General features: G+C 56.4%; 23 protein-coding genes. 17 read left to right on the forward strand and 6 right to left on the reverse strand.

Annotated elements, in window-relative coordinates; translation table 11 throughout:
• Nucleotides 1-63 precede the first annotated feature (63 nt).
• The 9 genes from GQB03_RS23525 to GQB03_RS04350 all read left to right on the forward strand — a co-directional run bounded on the left by GQB03_RS23525 (nt 64) and on the right by GQB03_RS04350 (nt 8,820).
• Nucleotides 64-534: an arsenate reductase/protein-tyrosine-phosphatase family protein gene (locus GQB03_RS23525; RefSeq protein ID WP_407644530.1), complete on the forward strand. Its 471-nt coding sequence runs from the start codon at nt 64-66 to the stop codon at nt 532-534.
• A 12-nt stretch (nt 535-546) separates the two neighbouring features.
• Nucleotides 547-987: a polysaccharide deacetylase family protein gene (locus GQB03_RS04315; RefSeq protein ID WP_159684843.1), complete on the forward strand. Its 441-nt coding sequence runs from the start codon at nt 547-549 to the stop codon at nt 985-987.
• Between the two features lie 15 nt (nt 988-1,002).
• Nucleotides 1,003-1,521 carry a polysaccharide deacetylase family protein gene (locus tag GQB03_RS04320; RefSeq protein WP_159684846.1) on the forward strand — a complete coding sequence of 173 codons (519 nt, stop codon included), beginning with the start codon at nt 1,003-1,005 and terminating at the stop codon, nt 1,519-1,521.
• A gap of 11 nt (nt 1,522-1,532) precedes the next feature.
• Nucleotides 1,533-2,636 carry an acyltransferase family protein gene (locus GQB03_RS04325; RefSeq protein WP_159684849.1) on the forward strand — a complete coding sequence of 368 codons (1,104 nt, stop codon included), beginning with the start codon at nt 1,533-1,535 and terminating at the stop codon, nt 2,634-2,636.
• Nucleotides 2,633-3,853 carry a carboxylate--amine ligase gene (locus GQB03_RS04330; RefSeq protein WP_159684854.1) on the forward strand — a complete coding sequence of 407 codons (1,221 nt, stop codon included), beginning with the start codon at nt 2,633-2,635 and terminating at the stop codon, nt 3,851-3,853. Before GQB03_RS04325 ends, GQB03_RS04330 begins: the two co-directional genes overlap by 4 nt.
• A 17-nt stretch (nt 3,854-3,870) precedes the next feature.
• A complete protein-coding gene (locus tag GQB03_RS04335; protein WP_159684857.1) occupies nt 3,871-5,232 on the forward strand; it encodes a phenylacetate--CoA ligase family protein in 1,362 nt (453 codons plus the stop codon).
• Nucleotides 5,233-6,110: 878 nt separating this feature from the next.
• On the forward strand, nt 6,111-6,914 hold the full coding sequence (locus GQB03_RS04340; RefSeq protein WP_235026949.1) for a polysaccharide deacetylase family protein: 804 nt from the start codon (nt 6,111-6,113) through the stop codon (nt 6,912-6,914).
• A gap of 15 nt (nt 6,915-6,929) precedes the next feature.
• A complete protein-coding gene (locus tag GQB03_RS04345; protein WP_159684863.1) occupies nt 6,930-7,676 on the forward strand; it encodes a class I SAM-dependent methyltransferase in 747 nt (248 codons plus the stop codon).
• Nucleotides 7,657-8,820 carry a hypothetical protein gene (locus tag GQB03_RS04350; protein WP_159684866.1) on the forward strand — a complete coding sequence of 388 codons (1,164 nt, stop codon included), beginning with the start codon at nt 7,657-7,659 and terminating at the stop codon, nt 8,818-8,820. Before GQB03_RS04345 ends, GQB03_RS04350 begins: the two co-directional genes overlap by 20 nt.
• Before the next feature lie 104 nt (nt 8,821-8,924).
• On the opposite strand, the gene GQB03_RS04355 is transcribed toward GQB03_RS04350, so the two are convergent.
• The 4 genes from GQB03_RS04355 to GQB03_RS04370 form a co-directional block, all read right to left on the reverse strand.
• Nucleotides 8,925-9,635 (reverse strand): PEP-CTERM sorting domain-containing protein, encoded by a 711-nt coding sequence (locus tag GQB03_RS04355; RefSeq protein WP_159684869.1) that lies wholly within the window; start codon nt 9,633-9,635, stop codon nt 8,925-8,927.
• A gap of 132 nt (nt 9,636-9,767) precedes the next feature.
• Entirely contained in the window at nt 9,768-10,580 is an 813-nt protein-coding gene (locus GQB03_RS04360; protein ID WP_159684872.1) for a PEP-CTERM sorting domain-containing protein, read from the reverse strand.
• Nucleotides 10,581-11,066: 486 nt separating this feature from the next.
• Nucleotides 11,067-12,521, reverse strand: coding sequence for a diaminopimelate decarboxylase family protein (locus tag GQB03_RS04365; protein WP_159684875.1), 1,455 nt, complete (start codon nt 12,519-12,521; stop codon nt 11,067-11,069).
• On the reverse strand, nt 12,496-14,274 hold the full coding sequence (locus tag GQB03_RS04370) for an asparagine synthetase B family protein (protein ID WP_159684878.1): 1,779 nt from the start codon (nt 14,272-14,274) through the stop codon (nt 12,496-12,498). Before GQB03_RS04370 ends, GQB03_RS04365 begins: the two co-directional genes overlap by 26 nt.
• Before the next feature lie 344 nt (nt 14,275-14,618).
• Between GQB03_RS04370 and GQB03_RS04375 the strand changes: the two genes are divergently transcribed.
• Entirely contained in the window at nt 14,619-15,971 is a 1,353-nt protein-coding gene (locus tag GQB03_RS04375) for a putative O-glycosylation ligase, exosortase A system-associated (RefSeq protein WP_159684881.1), read from the forward strand.
• A gap of 18 nt (nt 15,972-15,989) precedes the next feature.
• Here GQB03_RS04375 and GQB03_RS04380 read toward each other — a convergent pair whose 3' ends face one another.
• Both GQB03_RS04380 and GQB03_RS04385 read right to left on the reverse strand, forming a co-directional pair.
• Nucleotides 15,990-16,817 carry a class I SAM-dependent methyltransferase gene (locus GQB03_RS04380; RefSeq protein ID WP_159684884.1) on the reverse strand — a complete coding sequence of 276 codons (828 nt, stop codon included), beginning with the start codon at nt 16,815-16,817 and terminating at the stop codon, nt 15,990-15,992.
• Between the two features lie 147 nt (nt 16,818-16,964).
• Nucleotides 16,965-18,206, reverse strand: a complete 1,242-nt coding sequence (locus tag GQB03_RS04385) for a glycosyltransferase (RefSeq protein ID WP_159684887.1) — start codon at nt 18,204-18,206, stop codon at nt 16,965-16,967.
• A 165-nt stretch (nt 18,207-18,371) separates the two neighbouring features.
• Between GQB03_RS04385 and GQB03_RS04390 the strand changes: the two genes are divergently transcribed.
• The 7 genes from GQB03_RS04390 (at nt 18,372) to GQB03_RS04420 (ending at nt 25,456) form a co-directional block, all read left to right on the forward strand.
• Nucleotides 18,372-18,995, forward strand: a complete 624-nt coding sequence (locus tag GQB03_RS04390; RefSeq protein ID WP_159684890.1) for a tetratricopeptide repeat protein — start codon at nt 18,372-18,374, stop codon at nt 18,993-18,995.
• A gap of 138 nt (nt 18,996-19,133) precedes the next feature.
• Nucleotides 19,134-20,600, forward strand: coding sequence for an MOP flippase family protein (locus GQB03_RS04395; RefSeq protein WP_159684893.1), 1,467 nt, complete (start codon nt 19,134-19,136; stop codon nt 20,598-20,600).
• Nucleotides 20,601-21,007: 407 nt separating this feature from the next.
• Nucleotides 21,008-21,226, forward strand: coding sequence for a DapH/DapD/GlmU-related protein (locus tag GQB03_RS04400; protein WP_235026950.1), 219 nt, complete (start codon nt 21,008-21,010; stop codon nt 21,224-21,226).
• 257 nt (nt 21,227-21,483) lie between these two features.
• Nucleotides 21,484-22,470 carry an SDR family NAD(P)-dependent oxidoreductase gene (locus GQB03_RS04405; protein WP_159684896.1) on the forward strand — a complete coding sequence of 329 codons (987 nt, stop codon included), beginning with the start codon at nt 21,484-21,486 and terminating at the stop codon, nt 22,468-22,470.
• A gap of 9 nt (nt 22,471-22,479) precedes the next feature.
• Complete coding sequence (locus tag GQB03_RS04410; protein WP_200832101.1) at nt 22,480-23,202, forward strand: nucleotidyltransferase family protein; 723 nt, start codon at nt 22,480-22,482, stop codon at nt 23,200-23,202.
• Nucleotides 23,202-24,356: a DegT/DnrJ/EryC1/StrS family aminotransferase gene (locus tag GQB03_RS04415; protein WP_159684902.1), complete on the forward strand. Its 1,155-nt coding sequence runs from the start codon at nt 23,202-23,204 to the stop codon at nt 24,354-24,356. The genes GQB03_RS04410 and GQB03_RS04415 overlap by 1 nt, the downstream gene beginning before the upstream one ends.
• Nucleotides 24,353-25,456 carry a glycosyltransferase gene (locus GQB03_RS04420; RefSeq protein WP_159684905.1) on the forward strand — a complete coding sequence of 368 codons (1,104 nt, stop codon included), beginning with the start codon at nt 24,353-24,355 and terminating at the stop codon, nt 25,454-25,456. Before GQB03_RS04415 ends, GQB03_RS04420 begins: the two co-directional genes overlap by 4 nt.
• Nucleotides 25,457-25,485: the final 29 nt, after the last annotated feature.

Below are 25,485 nucleotides of genomic sequence, written 5' to 3' on the forward strand. Positions count from 1 at the left end.
ATCAGTATTAATTTCGGCACTTTCAGAGGGTTTATTAGATTCGTGCTTGCCGAGATCGATTATATGTTTAGATTTAAAAGTTATGATTCTGAGCTGCGCCCTTCATCCCCAAGAAGGTATGTATTTGTATGCCTTGGTAATATAAACAGAAGTGCGTTTGCTGACGTTGTGGCGCAGAGTAAAGGCCTTAATTCAATTTCTATTGGCCTCTCCACGACGACAGGAGCACCTGCTACCGAAACGGCGATCGAGGTTGGAGACCAGTATGGAGTCAATCTACGAAACCATAGAGCGACGAATCTTACCGATTACAAGTATCGTGAAGGCGATGCTCTCTTTGTAATGGAGTTGAGGCACATAAAGCGACTGCTCGAATCCGGCCTTCCTCGGGAATCCATAAACGTTCTTGGGCAGTGGGCTAGGCCTCGACGAATTCATCTGCATGATCCTCATACACTCTCACCTGATTTTCACTTTACATGTATGGGCCTTATTTTCTCCGCGATCGTCCATATCGCATCGCTACGAGAGTAGGAGGGTGGCTGAATGCGGACCAACGTATATCTAACCTTTGATGTTGAAATTTGGTGCGGCGGCTGGAATTCCCTAGATGCGAATTTTCCACGCAACTTTGAGCGATATATTTACGGCTCGAAATATAGAGATTGCTGCGGCCTTCCCCTAGTCCTTAAACTTCTCAATGAAAGTAAGCTCAGAGCTACATTTTTCGTGGAGCCGTTTTTTTCTGCAAGGTTCGGGCTAAAGTATCTCAACATTATCGTCGATATGATATTGAACGCCGGGCATGATGTGGAACTCCATATTCACCCAGAGTGGGTGGATGAGGCGAGTCGTCCACTGATAGAAAATTGCACAACGAAAAGGCAGCATCTGTCCGAGTACACGTATTCCGAGCAGTGTGAACTGATAAGAATTTCGTTAGATCTTTTAAAGAATGCAGGGGCGAGTAATGTAACCGCATTTTGAGCAGGTAGTTTTGCAGTGAATCGTGATACCTATCGTGCGCTCTCATTTAATCGAATATTCATTGATTCAAGCCTAAACATCGAGCACCCTGATAGTGGAAAAGATATGCGCGGCTGTTATGACTTTGTGCGGCCAAGTATGATAGAAGACGTATTCGTGCTTCCAATGACCGTGTTCAAGGATGGCTACGGTTCCTTGCGCCCCGCCCAAATTGGCGCAGCGGGATATTTGGAATTGACGCAGCTTTTAGAACGGGCGCAATTCGAAAACATTTCAGATGTTGTTATTTTATCTCACAATTTTGAAATGATGGTCCAGGGAAGAGGTATTCCGGATCTCGTTGTCGAACGGAGATTCCGAAGGTTTTGTCATTACCTAGAATTGAGCCAAGAGTCCTGTGCTGTAAGAACCGTAAGGGAGGCACGAGCGGCGGAAATAGGTCACCCTGACGAAAATAACTTGCCCAAAGTAGGGCGTATGGCTACGACAATTCGAACCTTAGAGCAGGCGTTTCGGCGCTTGCTTGAGCGCTAAGAGGAGGGGGCGTGAACAGAGCGTTTTCGGTTTATCTCGACCTCATCCGTTTTGTGGCTGCATTCCTTGTCTTTGTTTATCAATCTAACCAAAGAATCATTATCGAGAAGCCCCTTCCTTTAAGCGACTATGGGCACAGCTCTGTTATTGTTTTCTTTGTCCTTTCGGGCTATGTGATTTCTTACGTATCGACGCGGAATGAGAATGATTTATTTTCTTTCGGCGTCGCGAGATTTGCTCGTGTCTTTTCTGTGGCTGTCCCCGCAGTTTTTCTTACTTGCGTATTGGATTTGGCCGGTAGAAGCTTGTATCCCGAAATGTACGCTTCATATCCTATCGATAACATATTGGTGAGGATTGTAAGCAGCATATTCATGCTTAACGAGTTGTGGTTTGTGTCAATTACCAGTTTTTCGAATGTTCCATACTGGTCGATTACTTACGAATGGTGGTATTACTTAATTTTTGGAGCGGCAAACTTCCTTTCCGGAAGACTGAGGGTAGTGACCATTGGAGCGGTGGCCCTGATCCTCGGGCCTAAAATTCTGCTTCTTCTTCCGATTTGGTATCTAGGAGTGTTTTTGCATCGTTCGAAACTCGGCGAGGATCTTAAGCTCTTTGAGGGAATCGTCATGGTGTTGCTCTCGGTTCTTCTTATTACGTTGCTGCGCGTGATGGAACTGCAAGAGGCGACTACGGGTTTGCTCGAAAACCTGCTTGGGAGTGAGGTCTACAAGTATTTGACCTTTTCAAAGTTTTTTCTGACTGACTATCTGCTTGCGATAGCTGTTGCGCTGAATTTTGCGGGAATGAAAGCCGTTCTTCTACGGGTAGACCTTGATCAGAATGGGCTTGTAAGGGTCGTGAGATTTTGCGCGTCTTACACTTTCTCATTGTATTTGTTGCATCAACCGCTGTTCTTGTTCTGGGCGGCTGTTGTCAACGGGGATCCAAACGGTTCAATGTTTTGGTGGCAAGTGACGGTGCTTGTGTTCTTGTCCGTCGTGCTAATTGGATCTTGGACAGAGAAAAAAAAGGATTGGTTAAAAACTGTCAGCGCGAGGGCCTTGAGTAGCTTTAATCGTGCTGCAAAGGCTCGAGAGGAATTTCTGTGAGAGATGCAGAAGACGATCCTGTTTGCTATGTGCTTGGGGTTGGATCTCAGATTGGACTCTCGATTATTCGGGAGGTTGGGCAGGCTAGCGTTCGTGTCATCGCGTTGGCCACCTCGTGCGATGACCTTGGGCTTGAATCGCGCTACGCTGTAGCGGGTGAGATTGTGTCTCATGTAGGAAACCCAGAGGGCATAGATGAAATTCGCAATATTGGGTTTAGGTATGGACGTGGCTATCTGATTGCAATTTCTGAACAACACATCCGATGGCTCATCGAACATGAAGATGAGTTTGGGTTGATTGTTCCGATTGTTCCAAGAAAGGAGGCGTTTGAGGCTGTACTTGACAAAGAGCACACGCTGATATTAGCCAATGCTCTAGGGATATCAACGCCGGCAAGTATTGCACCTGTAACACTAGATGAGTTTAAGCGGGCGGGCGCAACTATTGGATATCCTGTGGTTCTTAAGTGGAGAGATCCCAATGTAGTTGGGCCTCTCTTGCGAGACGCAGGCATACCATTGTTGAAGGCCGAGTATATCTATTCCGATTCCGACTTGGCTCTGGCAGGGGAGCGTTACGCATCAGTAGGGACTTGGCCGCTTGTTCAAGAGTATTGTCCTGGTCGTGGTTTTGGGCAATTCTTTCTTATCCGAAATGGTGTGGCGGAGAGAATATTCCAACATGTCCGAATAGCAGAGTGGCCGCCTGAAGGCGGATTTTCAAGCGTCTGTGAAGGGGTTTCGCTTCGCCACTTCTCCAAGCTTCAGGAGCAGTCTATAAGGCTCTTGCGGGAAATTGGGTGGGAAGGCGTTGCGATGGTGGAATATCGATACGATGATCGAGCTGATCGTTTTGTGTTGATGGAAGTCAACGGCCGCTTCTGGGGAAGCTATCCTTTGGCGTATTACAGCGGCGCGCAGTTTGCGCTAGCGTTGTTTCATTCTGCCGCGGGTGTTACCCCGAAACCAGTGGGTGGGCTTAAAGAAGCCATACGGTGCCGTTCGGTTTTGGGTGAGATGAAACGCCTTCATCGAATTATTTTTCAAAGGGAGAAGATCCGCGATCGTGGCTTCCAAGTAGATGTCTCTTGTGAGTTAATTAGGTTCGTGCGAGATTTTATTAGACCCAACGTTCGATATTACGTTTGGAGTGTCCGGGATCCCTGGCCATTTTGGCGCGATGTATTGAATGGAATAAAAAGGTTTATTTCTTAGTTCGGAGGTGGCTCGCAGTGGATCTTTACACCAAGTTTGTCTCGACCGCTCTATTTCCACTTCACGAAAAAATTAAGGGGCACAGCACTCTCGATCGTTTTCGAGAGCTCGAGAAGTCGCAGTGGGCAGATCGGGCCGATATTGAAAAATTTCGCAATTCGCGCCTCCAAGATTTCATGGTTGGAATTGCGCGTGATGTTGTTTTCTATTCGGATCTGTTTAGAAATATCGGCGTTGATCCACGCAATATTCAAAGGCCTACCGATCTGGCAATGTTGCCATTGCTCGATAAGGCGACTGTGCGGGCCAATGTGGAGAAGTTGAAATCACGCAATTCAAATGGGTTGGCGCGCTACAACACTGGGGGTTCAAGTGGTGAGCCCCTTGTTTTTTTTATTGGGGAAGCTCGCCGAAGTCATGACGTTGCTGCGAAATGGCGCGCAACTAGGTGGTGGGGGGTGGATATCGGAGACCCAGAGGTCGTTGTTTGGGGTTCTCCAATCGAGTTGTCAGGCCAGGACAGAGTCAGAAGTCTAAGGGACGCGTTATTGCGTAGCAGGTTATTGCCAGCGTTCGATATGTCTAATCCGATGCTGGACAAGTTTATAGAAAAGATCCTCCGGTGGAAGCCAAGAATGCTTTTCGGATATCCTTCGGCACTCTCCTTAATTGCCATGAGAGCGGAGTCAAAGGGTATGTGCCTCGCTGATTGTGGACTGCGAGTAGTGTTCTGCACGTCCGAGCGGCTCTATGATCATCAGCGGAATCTGATCCAACGGGTTTTTGGCTGCCCGGTAGCGAATGGCTATGGCGCCCGCGATGCTGGATTCATTGCGCATGAATGTCCCCACGGTGGTATGCATATTTCAGCGGAAGATGTCATTGTGGAGATTGTTGACACGAACGGCGCAATCGCACCACAAGGGGAAAGTGGCGAAATAGTCGTGACACATCTTGCAACTCGAGATTTTCCTTTCGTGAGGTATCGAACAGGTGATATTGGCGTGCTTGATCATGGCTATTGCGGGTGTGGCAGGCAGTTGCCAATGCTTAAGAATATTGAGGGGCGGACTACAGACTTCGTAACTGCTAGTGATGGAACAGTAATGCACGGTCTTTCGCTCATTTACGTCTTAAGAGATATCGTCGAGATTGCGTCGTTTAAGATTGTTCAGGAGAGCACCCACCGGCTGGTGGTGAAGTTGGTTGCGAATATTGGGTTTAACGATAGTGTTGGTGACAAGATTCGGCGCGAGCTTCAAGGCCGGCTGGGTCGTGACGTTGTTGTTGAAATCGAACTGGTGGATATGATTGCCCCCGAGGCGTCTGGGAAGTTTCGATATGTGACTAGTAAGGTCCCGCTTCGGTGCGCTGACTAGTTGGGGCTCGCTATTGGATCTTGCGGTTTCGAGTATGCATTGCTGATTCTATCGGGCGAGGTGCAAACTTTTTGTAGGGGGAGTGGGCAGCGGCGTTTTGCCTAGGGTATCAGACGTAAGCCGCTCGTCGATTGGTATCTGTCGGATATTATGCACAGACATTTTTTGACGACGCGTCGTAATTGCAGACCAAGAGAACGATGACAGTTCGGATGGACGTCAGTGGTGCGTTGCGGTACCTTTGCGCTCGGCCTAGAGAACAACCAGGATGAAGATCTTTGACAGAGATCGGTGGTTGAGTGCATGGACGGAATCGGTTTTCGGTATCTGAGTTGTCTGAATTGTGCTTGGTGAGCGATGAGGGGCGTGAGTATTGCGATGCCCGCTCAGGAACGGACTTCTGCTGATCGTTGGGCCCTCGGTGGCAATCAATTCTTGGCCCCCGATCCCGATGTTGAAGGTGGTTTTTTTGCCACGGGTGATTGGCTTAGATGCGCGCTAGCGTGTCGTTTTGTGCGTATTAACGGGGAGGCGCGGGGATACAAGTGACGCCCATCCTGCTTCTCAGAAGAGGTAAGGAGCGCCGGAGTACGTAAGAGGGGCGCTAAGGTCGTCGGCGTGTTGCTGGGTCGGTAATGCAATTTGTTGATTGTCTTGTGATGAAAAGGGCGTGTTGGGAAATGAGCTGTTTGTTTTCAGTGCTTTAATGATTCAGGGTTGTATTTGGAATGATAAATCTACGTACAGCAGACGGACTGCTTGGTAGGACGGCAGTTTCAATTCTTCTCTTTCATCGAATTCCGGTTAATCCGGATCCGTTGTTCCCCTATGAAGTATGTGCAAGCAGTTTCCGTGCCAAACTGAATGTGATGCGCAGGATGTTTAATATTATTTCGCTCTCAGAGGCTGTCAACGGTTTGTATGGTGGGGGTCTTCCGGCACGCGCTGCTGTCATAACATTTGACGATGGCTATCGTGATAATTTTGAAGTGGCACTCCCGATTCTAAAGGCGTTGGGTGTTCCCGCTACATTCTTCATTGCGACGGATTTTCTCGATGGGGGCTGTATGTGGAACGACTCCATAATAGAATCATTCCGTGCGTTTAAGGGTGACCGCATAGATTTGGAAACTTTGGGGATGGGGTGTTTACGCACCGATTCGAACGAGGCTCGACGAGGGGCTATTGAGTCGTTACTTGAGCGAATCAAATACCTTCCGGAAGGTCGGCGTAGTGAACTGGTAGGACGGGTTTCGACGTTGGCTAAAGTCTCGCCGCCCGACTCGCTTATGATGACACGATCCCAGGTTAGGGATCTCCACGCTGCGGGTATGACTATTGGCGCACATACAAGGAGCCATCCGATTCTCGCCTTGGAGGATTCGCTTCGGAGTGAGCGGGAGATTTGTGGAAGTAGGACAGAGCTAGAGTCGATTATCGACGCTCCGGTAGCTTTTTTTGCATACCCTAACGGCATGCCGGGGAAGGATTACGAGAGTCGGCACGTTTCACAAGTGAAAGCAGCTGGTTTTTCAGCCGCCGTGTCTACCGCCACCGGGGTGTGTGTAGAAGGTGGTGACAGGTTTCAATTGCCTCGCTTTACTCCTTGGGACAGGTCACCAACGCGTTTTGCTTTGCGCCTTCTGCTTTCGCGTAAGCGCTTTCCGGTAGATATGGTGTAATCATTGGGTGGCGACATGAAGCACGAGCTTCCTCCCGATTTCGAAAAGCGCTGGCGCCGCCGCTTCGAGGAATTTGCCGGCCTGCGCGACGACGACGCGGGAATAGCCGGCTGGAGCCCATCGGGCCTTGAAACCCGGATGCGTAATTTCATGCGCCAGTGGCCGGGGGCGCCGAAGGGCGCGCTGTGGCTCGACATCGGTTGCGGCGCCGGAACCTATACCCGGATGCTGGCCTCCGAAGGCTTGCACGTGATCGGCATCGACTATTCGTTGCCATCGCTGGTGAAGGCATGCAAACGCACGGACGACCCCGCGATCGACTGGTTCGCCGCCGATGTGAACCGCCTGCCGGTAAAGGCTGCGGCGGTCGACGGGGTGCTCTGCTTCGGTGTCCTTCAGGCCGTTGCCGACAGCGGGACGGCGCTGCAATCGATTGCCCGCACGCTCAAGCCGAAAGGCAGCCTGTGGGTCGATATCCTCAATGCCGAATGCGTTGCCAACGTGCTCGAGCAGCGTCGCCTGGAGCGGGCCGGCAAGCCCATCCATCTTCGGTACGAGCATCGTGAAAACGTGCTTGAGGCGCTGCGCCGCGCCGGCTTCTCCGAGGTGACGCTGTTCTGGCTGCCCATCCTGCCCTCGCGGCTGGCCCGCTGGCAGTGGCTTGTGGAAACGTCGCTTGCCAGATCGATGTGGCGCATGCTGCCCTGGGTCGCGTCGAGGCTCTCTCACTCCATCCTCGTCCATGCCCGCCTTGCCGCCTAGGCCTGCGCCGAGGGACCGCCCCGATGCGCTCGTCATCCTGGGCAGCACGGTGACCGGGCTGGCGATGGTCCGCGATGCTCACCGCCTCGGCCTGGCGCCGATAGTCGTCGATCGTCGCGCCGACATCGCAAGCCGCTCCCGCCATGCTCGAACCCGCATCCTCGCGGCCGACGCGACCGATGCCGCGGTGCTCGATACCCTGCTGATGCTCGCCTCGGCGGACTCGGCGTGGCTGATCGCAACCAGCGATGCATGGCTCGAATTCGTGGCTGGGCATCGTGCGGCCCTCGATTCCGCCTTTGGCCGAATCCTGCACCCGCAGAACACCGCCCTCGAAACCTGTACGCAGAAGGCGGCTTTCAGCGAATTCTGCCTGCGCAATGCGTTGCCGATTCCGGCCCGCATCGACGCACGCGGGGTTCGCGAAGGTGAAGAGAATCTACCCTGGCCTCTGCTGGTCAGGCCCGCAGCATCGTTCGGGCACCGTGCCGCCGGCCTTCCCAAGGCGGCCGAGGTCGCCAACCGGCACGAGGCGGTAGAACTCCTGAACCGCTTCGATGCAGCCGGTGTACCGGTAGAGATCAACGAATCCCTGCTCGGCCGACCGCTCGTCCAGTATTCGGTAGGTGCAGCCCGAACTGGCGAGGCCCTCGCGACCTACGTCGCCATCAAGCGCCGCCCCTTGCCACACGTCTGTGCGGTAGGTAGCTACGTGCAGCTCTCGCCACAGGCGCAAGTTGAGGCACTGGCGCGAAAGGCGCTCGAACTGCTCGACTACCAAGGCATCGCTGAAGTCGAGATCTTGCGGGACGAAAGTTCCGGAGCCTGCTATCTCATCGAGATCAACGCACGACCATGGGTCCAGTATCCACTTGGCCCGGCGACGGGCCACCCGCTGCTGGGCTTCATGCTTGATCCTTCCTCCGCAGGCCGTGGGCAAGCCGTGACGACCGGTGCCGCCTGGATAAACCTCACGCAGGACGCGTTCTTCTGTTTCTCCCGCAGCGTCGGGCATGTGCGCCGCGGCGAGCTTTCGCTCCGCGAATGGCTGCGCTCACTCGCCCGCGTCCGCAGTTGCGCCTATTTCGACTGGGCCGACCCAAAGCCGGCGTGGTTCGCGCTGCGGGCGTTTCTCGGAAGGTAGGGCATTGGTCGAAGCCTGGCTGCCCATAAGTTCACGGCGTGGCTGCTCCATACGGTCTTCCGCGCAGCGGCGTTGTCGTGGCGGGTTCTGGGGCTATCGTGCGATCACCGCTGCAGCCTGGACGCGACCTTTGCCCTTCGGCGCAAGCCAGACATCAGGGCGAGCGTTCCTGCCGCAATCAGGAGACTGCCAGTCGAGGGCTCGGGGAGGCGCTGTGCGAGAACCTGCATCATCATTGGGGCGTCAACCAGCGGATACCCGCTTGCGATCAAGGGCCAGGTGATTGCTTGGCCCGTGTTTGCACGAAAATCGCTTCCCAGAACCCAGGTCGGAACAAAACCAATACCCACCCCTTCGCTGAAGCTCGTCCAGGCCCAGGCACTTTCATTGGCGGAATTGAGCACGACGAAATACACCGATTTCGGGCGGAGCTGCAGGCCGGGGGCGGTGAAACCATCGCGACCCAGAGGCAGGGAGGTCAGGAGATAGGAACCTCCAAGACCATTCTCGTAGATGTCGAGAACCGCTCCGGAGTCAATGCCTCTCGCACCCGGGTCGGAGGCAAAACCCGGGATCAATATGATTCGTTCAAGCTCGTACCAGTATTCGTCCGTGTTGAATCCTTGCCCGACCTGTTTTACCCCGCTATAGATGGTGTTGTAGACGCTTTCGTATCCGGACGTCGGCTGGTAGGTATTGTCGAATATCGTCACGAGCGCGCCATGACTGGCCGAGCCCGAGAGCGTTATAAAAAGTACGGTCAGTAGCTTTCCGGCGCATCGGCATGCACTGTTGACAAGGTTTTCGATTTGCATGGTTGACCTCCCTTTTTTTGGGGGGGTGAAGAGCAAGGACGTCTTGCTCGGGGTGTTGCGATTGGCTGATCGCCTAAGATGCTTTCGCTTTCGCGTTGCACCTACTCCGATACGTTGCCCGGCTTGTCTGCCTTAAGCGAGCTTCTTGAACCTGCGCAGTGGGAGGCTCCGGATCGAAAGGAATGCCGCGAGGCCGAGGCCGAGCAGGGGAAGGGTCTCCGGCTCCGGTATCGAGGCGTGGACGTTATCGACAAGAATGGCAGAGGTATTGTTGGTGTCCCAGTTGGAGAGAATGCCGATGCCGATTGTGTATTCGCCGGCACTTGGCAGGCGGTAGGTAAAGGTCTGGACCTCGGATTTGACTAGAGGGTAGTAGGCATCGGTAGAGCTTGCTGGTGCGAGCGACTCCGGCGCAGCGGAAAAATCGGACGCTCGAAGCAGCGACACCGCAATTGAGCTAGGTCCGATCACGGCAACGAAAGGGACGTCGTACAAATGGCCCATGGGTCCTTCGTAAGTGAGGAGTCGCCAATCAAAGCTTATCGACTGATATGCCGATGCCGAAAACGCCTGAGTCATCGCGGAGCCAGCGATCGGTCCGCATCCACCGAAAGTGCAGCCACCCCAATCGGCGGAGAGCATCAAGCTTCTGATCGTTCCTGCGGGTAGGCCCACCAACGCGTCCGTTGCTCCGGCGTTTGCGGACGGCGTGATGAGCATGGCCTGGTGATTGCCGTCGGTTGGGAGAACTTCCGGGGAGCCGACGGATCCCACGACGCTCGCAAGGCCCACTGTATGCCAAGCTGAAAAGTCGCCAGTCTCGAAACCACCATTTGCCAGGAGGCCGGCATTGGCCGAAAACGAAATGGAGACTAGCGCAGTCGCAAGGGCGAGATGTCGGGTGCGTGGCTGCGTATTGGCTTTCTGTGATCGAATTTTCGACATGCGAATCCCCGGTTGGAAATAATGCTTTTTGCAAGTGCTGAAAATGCGATCGGACTAAGCAAGGCGTGCGCCAGGCTGCCTAACGCGTTGAATGTAAAAGTGTCTTCTTCTTGTGTTCGGCCGCGGAGAGTCAATTGGGCGGGGGCTTGTAAAGTTCTCCGACATCGGCGGCTCGCGTTCGAGTTGGTGCAGGTTCGGCGACGACGCAAATGACCTGGCTCGGCGTGGGGCCTCTGTCGGTAAAGCGCGGGCATTGCACGCTAGCGTTCCTTCTGTTTGAAAACGCAAGCGGTGCCGCATCTTTGGAGCCGAGTCCACCGTGCAAGTCGCTGCGGGCGCGCATCGGGCCTCGATTCCGGCCTGTGCCGGAAGAGAGAGGGCTTGAGGTGTCGCGCCAAGGGCTTGTGGGGCCGTTGGCGGGGTCGAAACGCTAGCCTGCTTGTCGGTGTCCGTATGCTGCGGCAAAAAGGGGCTCGATGGCGTGCTTCAATCCACGAGCTGATCGAGCCGCACGATATCGTCGAACTGCTCCCGTGCGCGGATGAGTTCGGCCGTGCCGTCATGGGCCATCACGACGGCCGGTCGCGGGTTCGAGAAATTCATCTGGTTGGGGATGAAATAGGCGCCGGCATCCATGATTGCAACCACGTCGCCGGGTTCCAGGTCGGGCAGGCGTTTCCACAGCACGAGGATGTCGCCGGGATGGCATAGCGGGCCGTACAGTTGGTGCTGGCCGCCGTAGGGCGAGTTCATTTTTGACGCGGGCAGGACTTCGTGCAGCTCGTAGCCGAGCGGTATCGTTATGTTCTTACCGCCGTCGAGGATCACCTTGCGACTGCCATTCGGTCCGGGTTTGATCGCAATCACGCTGAGAAGCAGCGTCTGCGCGCTACTGGTGATAGCGCGGCCTGGCTCGAAAATCAGTGTGGGGCAGTTGCCGGGATGTCCCGGGTCATAGAACTCTCGCAGCAGCCCGGTCACCGCCTGGGCAAAGGTTTCCGGTGTCGGGTTGGCGCTCGGGTCGATCGGTCCGGGTGGGTAACCGTTCGCCTGTAGCCGCTGGTCCCACTCGTCCATCGGGCGGACGGTTGGCACGCCGAAACCACCACCAAAGTCGAGGTAGGAAAGCGTCACGCCCAGTTCGGACTGCAGGGTCTGGGCAAAGACACAGACCTCGCGGATGGCCTGCAAATAGGTCGGCAGGTGCTTGAGGCCGGTTCCCAGGTGGATATGCAGGCCGGCCAGCGAGAGCCCGTCGCTTGCGACGATTCGGCGCGCCATTGCAAGTGCTTCTCCGCTGGCGATGCTGTTGCCGAACTGGCCCGACCAGCCAACCGAGGTGACCACCCGGATGCCGACTTTCTGGATCCGGCCAAGCGCCTGCGCCTCGGCCGCTACCTGATCTACCTCGGATGCATTGTCGAGATTGATGAGGGCCAGATCGTGACCAACGGCGAGGCGAATGCTCTCGCGAGTCTTTCCGGGCCCGTTGTATATGATCCGCGCGCCCGGCATGCCCAGCTGGATCGCCAGCCAGAGCTCGAAGTGCGAGATCACTTCAGCCCAGCTGCCCAGTTGGTGGAGCTGGCGAATTACGCCGGGCAGGGGATTCGTCTTGTACGAAGTTCCTAGTATCACTTCGGGCCAGCAACGCGCGAAGGCGCCATGGAAGCGTTCGAAGTCGGCGACCAGGCGATCCTTGTTGACCACGTGGAGTGGCGTGCCGAAATCCCGCGCGAGATGAACCGAATCGCAGCCGCCGATTTCCAGATGTCCCGCATCATTGACGGAAGTGTTCCAGAGTGCGGCCGGAAGTGTGTCGTTGCGATAGCCGAGGGCTTGGCGGCGGGTGTCGTTTTTTCGATGACGTGCCCCGATCACCGCCATCTTGGCCGTTTGCCTGAGCGCTCGCACCTCAAGCACTCCGGGCAGGAGTGGCATGGTGCTGGAACCACTGTTCAAGCATCATCAGTACCCAGACGAAGTTGCCGTAATAATTGGGATGCGCCTCGTTGAGTGCCGGCAGGCGATCAAGAAACGCATTGTCGAACAGTCCGCGCTGCTTGAGGCTCGTGATGCTTTCGAATGCGAGTGCCTTCAGGGGCCCGTGGCCGAGGGCCCACTGACCGAACGGCAGGCCGAAACCGTGTTTGCTCTTGGAGATGATCTCCGGGGGTAGAAAACCCTTCAGCGCTTCCTTGAAGAACCATCTCAGTTTGGTGCCCTTGAGCTTGAGCTCCGGCGCAAGCTTGCACGAGAAGGCAACCATCCGGTCGTCCAGCAGCGGATACGCGACCGGCAGCCCGGCCATTGCGCAGCTGGTCGTGACCTTGGGCAGATCGTTGTCGGCCAGCGTGAACTTCATGTCCATTGCGAGCATGCGATTGATCAGCGAGTGCGCAGACGGGTTGTTGTACCACGCGGCCTGGATTTCCAGCGGCTCGTCGGTATCGACAGAGGCCAGGAAGTCCTTCGCAAAGACGGTATCGAAGCCGAAGCGCCGCAATACGTTGTAGCTGTCCGCACGATCGGGCATCGGTGTGGACGCCTGCTCGACGTAGCTGCGTACCTTGCGAAGGGGCGGAACGCCCTGAGGAAGACGCAAGGCCAGGGGCTCGATGAGCGAGCTGCGCAGGGTTCCGGGCAGTGCCTCGTAGAGCGAGAACACCCGTTGCTTTGCATAGCGCGCGTTTCCGCCGAAGATCTCGTCACCGCCGTCACCACCGATCAGGCCCGTGACGCCATCGGCTCGGGCCATCTGCGCGCAGTAGTAGGCGGGGATTGCCGAGGAGTTGCCGAAAGGTTGCTCATGGCTTGCCGCGAGGAGTGGCACCGCGTGGACGATGTCATCGGGCGTAACGTAGTATTCGTGATGGCGCGTGCCGAAATGTTTCGACGCTATACGCGCGTATTCCATCTCGTCGAAGCCCTCGGCGGCAAATCCGATCGAATAGGTATCGAAGTCAGTGCCGGTGACCTTGCAGAGCATGCCCGCAATGCTTGAGCTGTCCGTGCCTCCCGACAAAAACGCGCCGCCCTTGCCCGACGGGATGCTGTCTGCTACCGACCGTTGGAAAATGTCGAGAAACTCCCGTTTGAGCGCATCGAACGGCTCGGTGCGGGATTCATCGTAGGTGATCTCCCAGTAGCGGCCGAGCTTCATGCCATCGGGTGCCCAGTGCAGGTATTCGCCGGGCACCAGGCGCCGCACCTTGTTGAAGATGGTGCGTGGTCCTGGAACCATGTGGAAATACGCGTAGTGGAACAGGCTTTGCGGGTCGATCTCCGAGCCGACCATGGAGTGTCGAGCGACTTCACCTGCCGAGCTGCCGAACACCAAGCCCCCCGGGACCTCCGAGTAGTAGAGATTCCGGACGCCTGAGCGGTCGATTGCCAGCAGCACTTCGCCAGTACGCTTGTTCGCTCCGACGAACAGAAAAGCGCCATTGAGGCTTCGGAGCGCTTCGAGCGCCGCTTTCGGTTCCCCCAGCTTGCCGACCTGTGCCGAAGGCAGCGTCCCGCCACTCAGGTAGACGCAGCTGTTGGCGTCATCGACGAAGGCTTCGGTTCCCGTGTCGCATTCCGCGTGGACAAACAGCGGCGGAATGCTGGTTTCGGCCGCAGCACGCAGTTCTTCGCCGGGTGCCGAGGCGATCATCGCCGCACGGCCTGTACAACCGAAAACTCTACTCATAAATTCCTCACGACGTACTGCTTGAAACGGAATCGGCCCGCTTGCCCCGGTACGGAAGCAATGAAGGTTCTCCCTGCCGTTGCAGGGAACCGGTCAGGCCGGGCGGATTGCTGCCGGCGCTGCCCCGAGTACCGCTGAAGCTCAACAGACGCGGATGGTAGCATCTGAACAGAGGGCGAACCGTTAAGTGTTTGGCGTAAGCCTGCCCGGGTTTCGCTTATCCTTGCGACTTCAAATGCAGTCCGACGTGAGCGCAGATTCCCGGCTGGGGTTCACGGCGTCAGACCGGTACGGACATGTTCTGGGCCAATCTCATTTTCGCTTGCTGGAAGAAAAACTGACTCATGCGTGATGTCGTCATCCTTTTGCTGACCATTGGCATTGTTCCCGTCATCCTGCGAAAACCCTGGATCGGCATCATTGCCTGGTTCGTGATCAGCCTGGTCAATCCTCACAAGCTGACCTGGGGATTCGCTCAGGAGCTGCCGGTTGCCAACGTCGTTGGGCTAGCCACGCTGATCGGGCTGCTGCTCACCAAGGACAAGCGGCCGATTGCGCTGTCACCCGAGATGGTTCTGCTGCTCGTGTTTGCGGCTTTCATTACCTTGACGACGATCTTCAGCTGGAATCCGCAATACGCCTGGCCGCAATGGTGGAAGGTGATGAAGATCTACCTCATGGTTTTCGTCACCAGCATGCTCATATTCGGTCCGTACCGGATCAAGACCTTGTTCTACACGGTTGCAGGCTGCCTCGCCTTCTTCGGAATCAAGGGCGGAGTATTTTCGGTGATCGGAGGCGGCCAGCACCGGGTGCAGGGGCATGCCGGCTTCATGAACGGAAATACCGACCTGGGGCTCGGCATGGCCATGGCGTTGCCACTGATCTATGCCGTGGCAGCCGAGCAACCCCGCGGATGGCGGCGCTGGGCAGGGTGGGGTACTTTCTGGCTGACCGTGATCGCGACGATCTTTACCTATTCGCGCGGGGCGTGGCTTGGCATGGCCGCGGTGATGGGGCTGCTGTTCTTCTACAGCAAGCGGAAGCTCCTGATCGTTTCATGCATCATCCCACTGATGATCGCTGCCGTGCCGTTCATTCCCGAGCAGGTGTTCAATCGTGCGGATACGATCGAATCCTACGAACAGGATCATTCCTCGATGATGCGGATCCAGGCCTGGGGCGTGGCCTTCAATGTGGCCAAATCCAATCCGCTCGGGGCGGGTTTCGCCATCGACTTCACGCCGGACGAGCGGTGGCTCTCGTACGCCTTCTTTCTGGGCGAGTGGTACAACCAGACCCGCTCGGCGCACAGCATCTATTTTCAGGTGCTCGGGGAGCACGGCTTTGTAGGACTTGGATTGTTCCTGTCAATGCTGGCCATGACTTTCATCACGCTCAGCAGGGTGAAGGTCCACGCCAGACGGGCGGGGCAGGCTGCCGGAAGTTTCTTCGCCTATGCAGGCGCGTTGCAGATCGGTCTGGTGGGTTACTGCGTGTCGGGTTCGTTCCTGAATCTCGCGTATTTCGACATGCTCTACCTCTACATGATCCTGGGCGCGGTGATGATCAGGGAGCTTACTCAGGTGCCGACGCATGGAGACGCCGCATTGCAGCCGAATGGTCGTCCGAAGAATCCGTCTGTCATCGAGCAGCGCAGCGGCGTCAGTTCCGTGCTTGGCGTGCCCAACCGATAGCGTGGTGCGATCCCTTTCTCACCGTCTGCCTTTGACGCAGTAGAGCACGGTGGAGGCGGTTAGAATCTGGCCGGCCAACCCTAGAAGGCCCGAATCACGGGCCCAGCGCAGAGTGGGGCTGGTGAGTTTGCCCCGCCCCTCGTGGCGAAACAGATCGAAACGGGTGTAGCACTTGTACCCCATGGCTTCGAGATGGTGGATCAGTCCGCGGTAGGTGAACCAGTTCACCGCCGGATACTGGGCGTGGTTGGCAAAGTGTGGATGGCTTGTTACGGAAAGGCGTTTGACCTTTCTCTTGACGAAGCCCGGATACCAGCTGTACAGCGGTAGTTCGAACTCCATCTGCTTAGGGCAAAGCACGTTGGTGGTGCTCAGATAGAGAACGCCTTCCGGTTTGAGCACGCGATCCGCTTCACTGATGACTGACTGCCAGTCAGCCACGTGCTCCAGCAATTCCGGAAGGAGTACTACATCCTTGCTTGACGATCCGATCGGCAAGGCGGTGGCGGAGGCCGTCTCGAAATCGCCGTTGAGCCCATGTCGTTCAAGCCGTTTGCGGGCGAGTTCGACAAAATCCGCCGAGATGTCAACGCCCGAAACCCGGTGGCCGCCTTCGGCCCACAGTAGACACTGCGCGCCGGGGCCGCATCCGATGTCCAGCACGCTGAGTCGCTCGGCGGAAAGCCCCCGACGGAGCCGCACCTCAAGTACCCGCTCCATGACTGGAATGAATCGTGCGCGTGCGGCCGGGGAGTCGTGGTTGTCCTCGTAGTACCTACGAAAATCGGGGGCCGTCTCGTGGGTCCAGCCGTTCGACTGTTCCTGTGGTGTAGCGGCGACGTTCATGGCCATTCTCCCGAACGGGGCGATTGATGAGCCTACTCAAAAACACTAGCTCGCTATCGGCCGCGTCGCAAGCATTGACTACGAATCAGGTCGCGCTCGCGGGAGGCGAGCCGTAAGTGCCTGTCGCACCCCGGGTCGCCTCCGGGGTCACGCGGCTACGACACGATCGAGCAGCGTAGCCAGCTCCGAGGTACGTGCCTGCCGAGAACACGACGCGATGAAACCCGGCTCAATGGACGCCGAAACACCGTTTCGCCACTTTTCGAGCAGCTCCCTGAGCCCAGCCTTGATGCGCTCGGGTTCGTCAAGCGGTACAACGCCCTGCTGTTTCGCACGGCGCATCAGCGCGGCCGTTTCGCCAGCCGGATTGGTTAGCGCGAGGATCGGTTTGCCCACGCGGAGGTATTCATACAGCTTTGCGGGAATCTGGGTGCCGACCTCGGCAGCCTGCAGGATCAGCAGCGCGTCCGCGTCGAACATCTCCTGTAACGCCTCTCGATACGGTACCGATGGCTCGAAATCCACAAAAGCGTCGATGCCAGCCTCGGCGACCAGAGGACGGATTGCGTCATCGTGGAAAGTGGCGCGCAGTCGCAACTTGAACGTTTCCGATGTGATGACCCCTTCGTCGGCGAGGGCGCGAATTGCCTGGAAGAGATGTTTCGGGTCTCGCTCGAGTGGATAGATCGCCCCGCTGTGAAGGAGCACGAACCTCTTTCGCTCGGCGGCGCGGTGGTCATCGGGCGACAATCCGGCAAAGACTTCTTCGTCGTAGCCGTTTTCGACAATGCCGAAACGCTCAGCCGGAATCTCCGGATATCGTTCCCGGTACAGCTTGCAGGTGCCCGGCGTAGTGAAAACCGATCGGGTTGCGCTTCTCACCGTGGCGATTTCGATCTTCTCGTAGGCCCGCCAGAGTGCCGGATCGGCCGGATCGTTCGGCAATACCATCGGATCCCGAAAGTCGGCAATCCACGGCAACCCGGTTCGTGCATGTACTTCGCCTGCAATCACGTGGGCGGTCGGGATCGGATAAGTGCTCCAGATGGCCTCGATGCCGTAGCGCTTGATGATTTCGAGCGCCTTGGGAACCGCCCAGTATCTCCACGACATCCACCGATCCGGTCTGGCGAGGAACGCAGGATATCGCCGGAACAGGCCGAGATGGCGGGCCGTGTCCAGAGCAAACGCCCTTTCTACGCTCAGCCCTTCTGGAATGTCGCGCAGGAGATCGTCGTTGGGGTTCTCGTAGGCGTTACGGGTTGCAGTGAGGATTACCGGTTCCCAGCCATGTGCGGGCAGGTAGCGTGCAAAGCGTAGCGCACGTTGCACGGCACTGCTGCCGGTGAACGGCGGGAACTGGAATACGACGAAAAGGATCCGCTTCATCTCAATGAATTTCGCTGGGAAAGGTTTCGGGCAAGTTTACCGGGTTGCTGATGCTTGTCGCTCCGCGTGCGGTCCAAGTTGTCTGGCCGTGCGGATCTTGTCACGGTTGCGGAGGCGATGACCATTACAATGGTGTGCTGCACCACTTCAATGAGGAATCGATTCATGCGCGTACTCCGAGTCTTACTGCTTCCGTTGGCCTTGGTATGTACGGGTGCTCATGCCTTTGAAGGCGGACGCTTCGAGTGCGGAGATCTCGAGAATCCTGTAGGGCCGTACGACTATCGAAAAGACAAGAGTCTGCTCAGCAACGTTGAGCACAACCATTTCAACGATAACGTCAGGATGTTGAGAAAGGGCCTGAGCGGAACAATTGCTGGCGATCTGGATTACCTGCTACGAGCATATCCGAATCATCCCGGTGGGCTGGACGCAATGGGTCGATTGGGTAGAAGGGCGAAAAGTGAGGATTTGAACGGCGCTCATTTCAAAGTGACGTGCTACTTTGACCGCGCAATGCGACTGGCGCCGGATGATCCGACTGTACGTACGCTTTACGCCCAGCATCTATGGATGACCGGGCATCGTAAAGAGGCTGTCGAGCAAATAGAAGAAGCCGAGAAGCTCGGGGCTCAGGATGCGAACACGCTTTACAACATCGGTATCATGAAATTCGACACGGGAGATAAGGAAGGGGCCGTAAAATATGCGGTCAAGGCTTATGAGCTTGGCTTCCCGTTGCCGGGTCTAAAGATGAAACTTAAAAAGGCTGGACTTTGGCGTGAATGAATCATTCCCGACGTTTTTGGTTGAATACCTCGTCAAGATGATTTTCCGGATTCAATGAAGATTCTTCTCAAGTCTAATATTCAGATCCCGTCGGTTATGGTGGCGGTGACGGTATTGCGTTTGTTCGAGGTGTCCTGAATGGCGTCTAGTCTTGCCCGTATCGCTGCAAGAGGCGTTCTTTGGACTGGTTTCGGCCAAGTGTTGCGCCAGGTCATACAGGTGGTCAGCTCGGTCGTGTTGGCTCGACTATTGCTGCCTGCCGATTTTGGTCTGCTCGGGATGGCGATTTTCTTTGTGGGCTTTGCTCAGCTTTTTGCTGACTTTGGGATTGGATCCGCCATCATCCATCGCCAGGAGTTGGATCAGCGAATACTTTCGTCATCGTTTTGGTTCGGAGTCATTGTGTCCGCCGGTTTGGCAGTTCTTGTCTCACTCTGTGCAGAACCGGTCGCGGCATTTTATGGAGAGCCATCTCTTGTTCCGATAGTTCTCATGCTGTCCATCAATTTGATTCTCACCGGGGCGCAAGCCGTGCCGATGGCCCGGTTGCAACAACAGATGAGGTTTGCCGACGCCGCTAAGGCGCAGGTTCTTAGTGGATTGATTGCGGCGACGACTGCTATCGTTCTCGCGTTCGCCGGGTTTGGCGTATGGGCGTTGGTCTTCCAGCCAATCGTTGGTTCGACAGTAATGTTGGCGTTGATGATGTACTTCGGGGAGTGGCGCCCGAGTTTCACAATGCACTGGCCTTCAGTTCGATCTCTATTGGGTTTTTCGGGACATGTCTTAAGTTCCAGCATGATTACCTACGCAACGAGAAACGTCGATCAGTTGCTCATTGGTAGGTTTATTGGTCAGGCCGCTCTTGGTGTGTATTCTCTTGCTTACCAAATAATGCTTTACCCCCTTCAGCATGTGTCGTCGGTCATTGTCCGTGTGCTGTTCCCAACGCTCTCGCAGATTCGGGGCGACGTGGATCGCTTCTCTTCTGCCTACCTCGCGGCTGTTGGCGTCATAGCGTTCATTACATTCCCCTTAATGGCAGGCCTCTTTGCTGTCGCCGATGATTTTGTCGTTGTCGTTTTTGGGGATAAATGGGTCGGCATGGTCCTAGTTTTGAAAGTTTTCGCATGGCTGGGAATGATGCAGAGCATAGCGACGACAGTAGGCACAATCTATTTGGCGACCGGCGAAACGAAATTGATGCTCAAAGTTTCAACTTACAGCGCACCAGTGCTTATCGGCGGAATGGTCGCGGGTTTGTACTGGGGGATTGAGGGTGTCGCCGTTGGGTACACTCTGGCCTCATTCGGGATATTTTATTTCAGTGTTCGCGTTGCTCTAGGCGTTGCCAATATTCCGCAGTCACGTTTCTACGCCTCGTTGGCTCGACCGTTGTGCGGTTCGATTGTCATGGTGTTAGTGGTCATGTTGATCGTTCATCTCATGAGTGATTATCAGGAAATTGTTCGATTGGTGGTGGCGATATCTTCTGGTGTGGTTTCTTATGTCTTGTTGTCGTTCATTATTAATAAAAAGCAGACGAATTTTATTATTAATGTTCTCCGCAATGCCATTCGAAAAGTTGAGGTGTCCGCAGCCTAAGGCTCTTATGGCGTGATGGGGGTGTTTTGAAAAATTTGCTCAATATATTCCTGTCAAGAATATCGATCGTTTCTTTCTATTTAAGAAACAGATTTCTCTCGAATTCGGAAACCTTCCTTTCAAGGGTGGAGCGAGCAGAAGGGTTTGATGGGATTCAAGCGCTCGTTCAACAGCTTCGTGGAGAGCAGGCGGTTTCGGTGTTGAGAAAGTGCGGAGCTGTAGTTGGATCCAAGTCCGTGATTGTCGGTGAGCTTGCGCTACAGAATGCACAGGGCGATTTCAGTGCGCTTAGGATTGGATCGGGTTGCCACATTGGACGACAGGTGTTTCTTGATTTGGCCTCGAAAATCGAAATTGGGGATCGAGTCACCCTTTCCATGAGGAGCATGATTCTCACTCATACGGATATGGGGGAGGCTCGCAATCACCTGTCGGAGTCCACGAGAGGAGCACGGCCGGTTGCGTTGGAGAGCGATGTCTATGTGGGAGCTGGCGCAATCTTGTTGCCCGGAGTAAGAGTTGGGCCGGGAGCAGTGATCGGCGCGGGAGCTGTCGTTACGAGGGATGTGTCGGCGGGCGACGTAGTGGTGGGGATTCCAGCGAGGTCGATTGGGCGGCCTTCGTGATCCGGATTGTCTATTGATCATAGTTCCATCAAGAGAGACGCCGCCGTTTGGACGGGTGGGAAGGTTGTTCCTCGCGTGCCGTGTTGTATGGCATACCGCAGGTAATTGAATCGTGCTATTCATTCAGGGCTGGATTCGTCCAGCAGTTTAGTTCGAGTTGGTAGCCCCTGCGAACGGATAGGCCTTGCAGGTCTGGTTCGGTCCCGCAAGATGGTGGGCAGCAGGCAGATCTAACTAATTTGGAGTGTATGTAAGCAATGGGTTCAGGAGTTAAGGTCTTGGTGACCGGGGCCGGCGGTTTCATCGGCAGTCATCTCGTGGAGCGTTTGGTGCGTGACGGGGCATCGGTAAGGGCACTTGTCCATTACAACTCACGCAACGATTGGGGGAACCTCGAGCTTCTGGAGGCCGGCATTCTCGAAAGCGTAGAGGTCATTACCGGCGACATTGCCGATCCGTTTGCGGTTCGTGCCGCGGTGAAGGGGTGCGCCAAGGTGTTCCACCTGTCCTCGTTGATCGCAATTCCGTATTCGTATGTCGCGCCGCAGAGTTACGTGACGACGAACGTGCAGGGGGCAATCAACGTGCTGCAGGCCGCGCGTGAAGAAGGCGTGGAGCGGGTGGTGCACACGTCGACCTCGGAATGCTACGGTACGGCACAGTACGTTCCCATCGATGAAAAGCACCCGTTGCAGGGGCAATCGCCGTACTCGGCGAGCAAGATCGGCGCCGACATGATCGCCGAGAGCTATTGGCGCAGTTTCGGCCTGCCGGTCGCGACGATTCGCCCCTTCAATACCTTCGGCCCGAGACAGTCGGCCCGTGCCGTCATCCCGACAGTGATTGCTCAGGCGCTCAAGGGCGGGCCGGTAAAATTGGGTTCGCTGACCCCAACGCGCGACATGAACTACGTGGACAACACGGTGGACGGTTTCCTCAGGGTTTCCGAGGCGCCGGAGGCGATTGGCGAGGTGATCAACTGCGGTTCCGGCAGGGAGATCGCGGTGGGCGATCTGGCGCGACTGATCATCGAGATGGTGGGTAGCAAGTCGGAGATCGTATCGGACGATCAACGCATCCGCCCCGGCAAGAGCGAAGTGGAGCGCTTGCTGGCCTGCAACGAAAAGGCGAAGTCCTTGCTGGGCTGGAGTCCGGCTGTCGATCTGGAAGAGGGTCTGAGACGGACGATTGCATGGTTCGAGAAACACCAGGCGCGGTACAAGGCCGGAATCTATAACGTTTGAGGTGTGACCATGCGAGCGATTGTACTTGCCGGTGGTAAGGGGCAGAGGCTCCGACCATATACGACGGTTCTACCGAAGCCGTTGATGCCGATCGGCGACATGCCGATTCTGGAGGTCGTCCTGCGCCAGCTCAAGGCTGCCGGGGTTACGCGGGTTACGATGGCGGTGGGCTATCTCGCCGAGTTGCTGCAGGCTTTTTTCGGGCACGGAGAGCGTCTGGGCTTGCAGATCGACTATTCGTTCGAAGACAAGCCGTTGGGAACGGTCGGCCCATTGACGCTGATTCCTGATCTTGCTGACGAAGACGTCTTTCTGCTGATGAATGGAGACATTCTGTGCACGATGGATTACACGTCGCTGATCCGGCATCACCGCGAGAGTGGCGCCGCGGCAACGATTTCCACGTTCAAGCGGGAAGTGAAGATCGATTTCGGCGTGATCGAAACGGATGAAACCGGTTTGCTGACCGGTTATGTCGAAAAGCCCTCGTTTGACTACCGGGTGAGCATGGGAATCTACTGTTTCGACAAGAGAGCGCTCGGCTTTCTGAAGAAGGGCGAGTATTGCGATTTCCCGGATCTGATAAAGATGCTGATCAAGGCGGAGGAGAAGGTGGCGTCGTATCCCTTCGACGGATACTGGCTCGACATGGGGCGTCCGGACGACTATGCGACTGCGATCGAGGAGTTCGAGTCCCGGCGCAGCGAATTCCTTCCCGGGGAGGCGGCCTGATGCAGTGGATTGTCCCGCTCTTCGATCCCGATCTGGGTGTGGAGGAGGAAGAGGCGCTGATCGGCGTCATCCGCTCCAAGTGGCTCACCATGGGCGATCGCACGAGCAGCTTCGAAAAGGCGTTTGCCGAGTTCACCTCCGTCCCGGTTGCAATCGCATGCAATAGTGCGACGGCGGCGCTTCACATGGCGCTCGCTGCCCTTGAGATCGGGCCGGGTGACGAGGTCGTTGTTCCGTCGATGACCTTCGTGGCGACGGCCAACGCCGTCCGGTATTGCGGCGCGACGCCGGTGTTTGCCGACATCGAGTCGCTGGACCAGTGGAACGTCACGGCTGCGTCGATCGAGCGCGTGGTGAGCTCGCGCACGCGGGCAATCATCGTTGTGCATTACGCGGGTTACCCGTGCGACATGCACGAGATCATGGCCTTGTCCGGGCGTCTCGGGATTCCCGTGGTGGAGGATGTGGCCCATGCCCCCGGTGCGTCGATCGACGGCAAGTCGCTTGGCGCCTGGGGAGATCTGGGGTGTTTCAGTTTCTTCTCCAACAAGAACATGACCACTGCCGAGGGCGGGATGGTAACGACCCGTCGTCCCGAACTCGCCGATCGTTTGCGCTGGCTCCGCTCTCATGGCATGACGACGCTGACACTTGATCGTCACAAGGGCCATGCGTTTGGTTACGATGTCGTGGCACTGGGCTACAACTATCGGATGAGCGAACTCAACGCGGCCCTCGGTCTGGTGCAGCTCGCGCGGGTCTCCGAGCGAAACGCGAAACGTGCCATGGTGGTCGGCGAATACCGCTCGCGACTGGCCGAGATTCCCGGCATCCTTGTCCCCTTCGCGACACATCGAGGCGAACCCGCCTTTCATATCATGCCGGTACTCCTTCCGGAGGGGGTCGATAGAAACGCGGTGATGTCGGCGATGCGGGATGCCGGTATTCAGACCAGTATCCATTATCGACCGGTCGACACGTTTACCGCTTATGTCGAGGCCGGATTGGGCCCCTCGGACAATGTGCCGCTTTCGCATGTCGTCGGCGAACGGGTCGTCACGCTTCCGCTCTTTCCGCGCATGTCGGATGATCAGATCGATCTGGTCTGCGAGGCGCTGCGCCGGGCCGTCTCGGCTGCGCAGCCGGGGGCATGAGTGCCGGCGCTGGTCCGCTCCGAATCTGCTTTATCGGTTGGGCGGATCATGTCCATCTGGAGCGTTGGGCGGGATGGTTCGCACGTGCGGGTCACAAGGTCGATGTGCTGTCCGTGTCCGGCTTCGGCAGTTATCCGCGGGGGGTCGGCCAGCACCTGCTGAATCCAAATGGGCGTGGTGAGTGGTTCGCACGTCTGCGGTTGAGGTGGTTGCTGGCGCGTTTGCGCCCGCAGGTGGTGCACGTGCACTGGGCGCATTTTGCGACCGGGGTTGCGGCGGTGTGGAAGGGTCCGTTCGTGGTGACCGCCTGGGGATCCGATATCTATCGTCGTGACAAGTTTTCGGACAGCGAGTGGCGAGCTCTTGGCGTGGCACTGCGTCGTGCGGATTCGGTTACGTGCGATTCGGACGATCTGGCGGCACAGTTGCGTGTTGAATTCGGGCTGCCCGCCGAACGTGTTTCGGTCGTGCAGTGGGGGGTCGATACTCAGACGTTTTTCCCCGCTGCCGCAAGCCAGGACTTCCTCGATGAACTTGGCCTCGACGGCAAGCGCGTGGTCTTCAGCGCGCGCAATTTTACGCCTTTGTACAACCAGGAAACCGTCGTCCGCGCGTTCGCAAAACTGCTGGAGTCGCGATCCGACGTGGTGCTGTTGATGAAGCGCTATGGGGGCGACCCCGCTTACCATGATGCGATCCGGGCGCTGATCTCAGATCTCGGCATCACTTCGAGTGTTCGGATTTGCGATTCCGTCCCCTATGAAAGGATGCCCGAGTTCTACCGTGCGGCGTCGGTCACGGTCTCGGTGCCGTTTTCGGACGCCACGCCGATGGCGTTGCTCGAAGCGATGGCATGCGGGTCGATTCCGGTCGTCTCTGACCTTCCCTCGTTGCGCGAATGGATCAGGGATGGTGAAAACGGGCGTATCGTTCCGGTGGACGATGTCGATGCGCTCGCCGACGCAATGGATGATGCGCTTTCGAACGAAGCGCTGCGCCTGCGAGCGTCCGCATCGAATCTTGGTTTTGTGACCTCGACCGCCAGTCAGGATGCGCATATGAATCGAATGACCGACATGTTGCGAGGGGTTGTGGGATAAATGCTAATCCGGCTTCCAGGTCTGCCGCC

This window comes from Cognatazoarcus halotolerans (assembly GCF_009800965.1).
Taxonomy (GTDB): domain Bacteria; phylum Pseudomonadota; class Gammaproteobacteria; order Burkholderiales; family Rhodocyclaceae; genus Cognatazoarcus; species Cognatazoarcus halotolerans.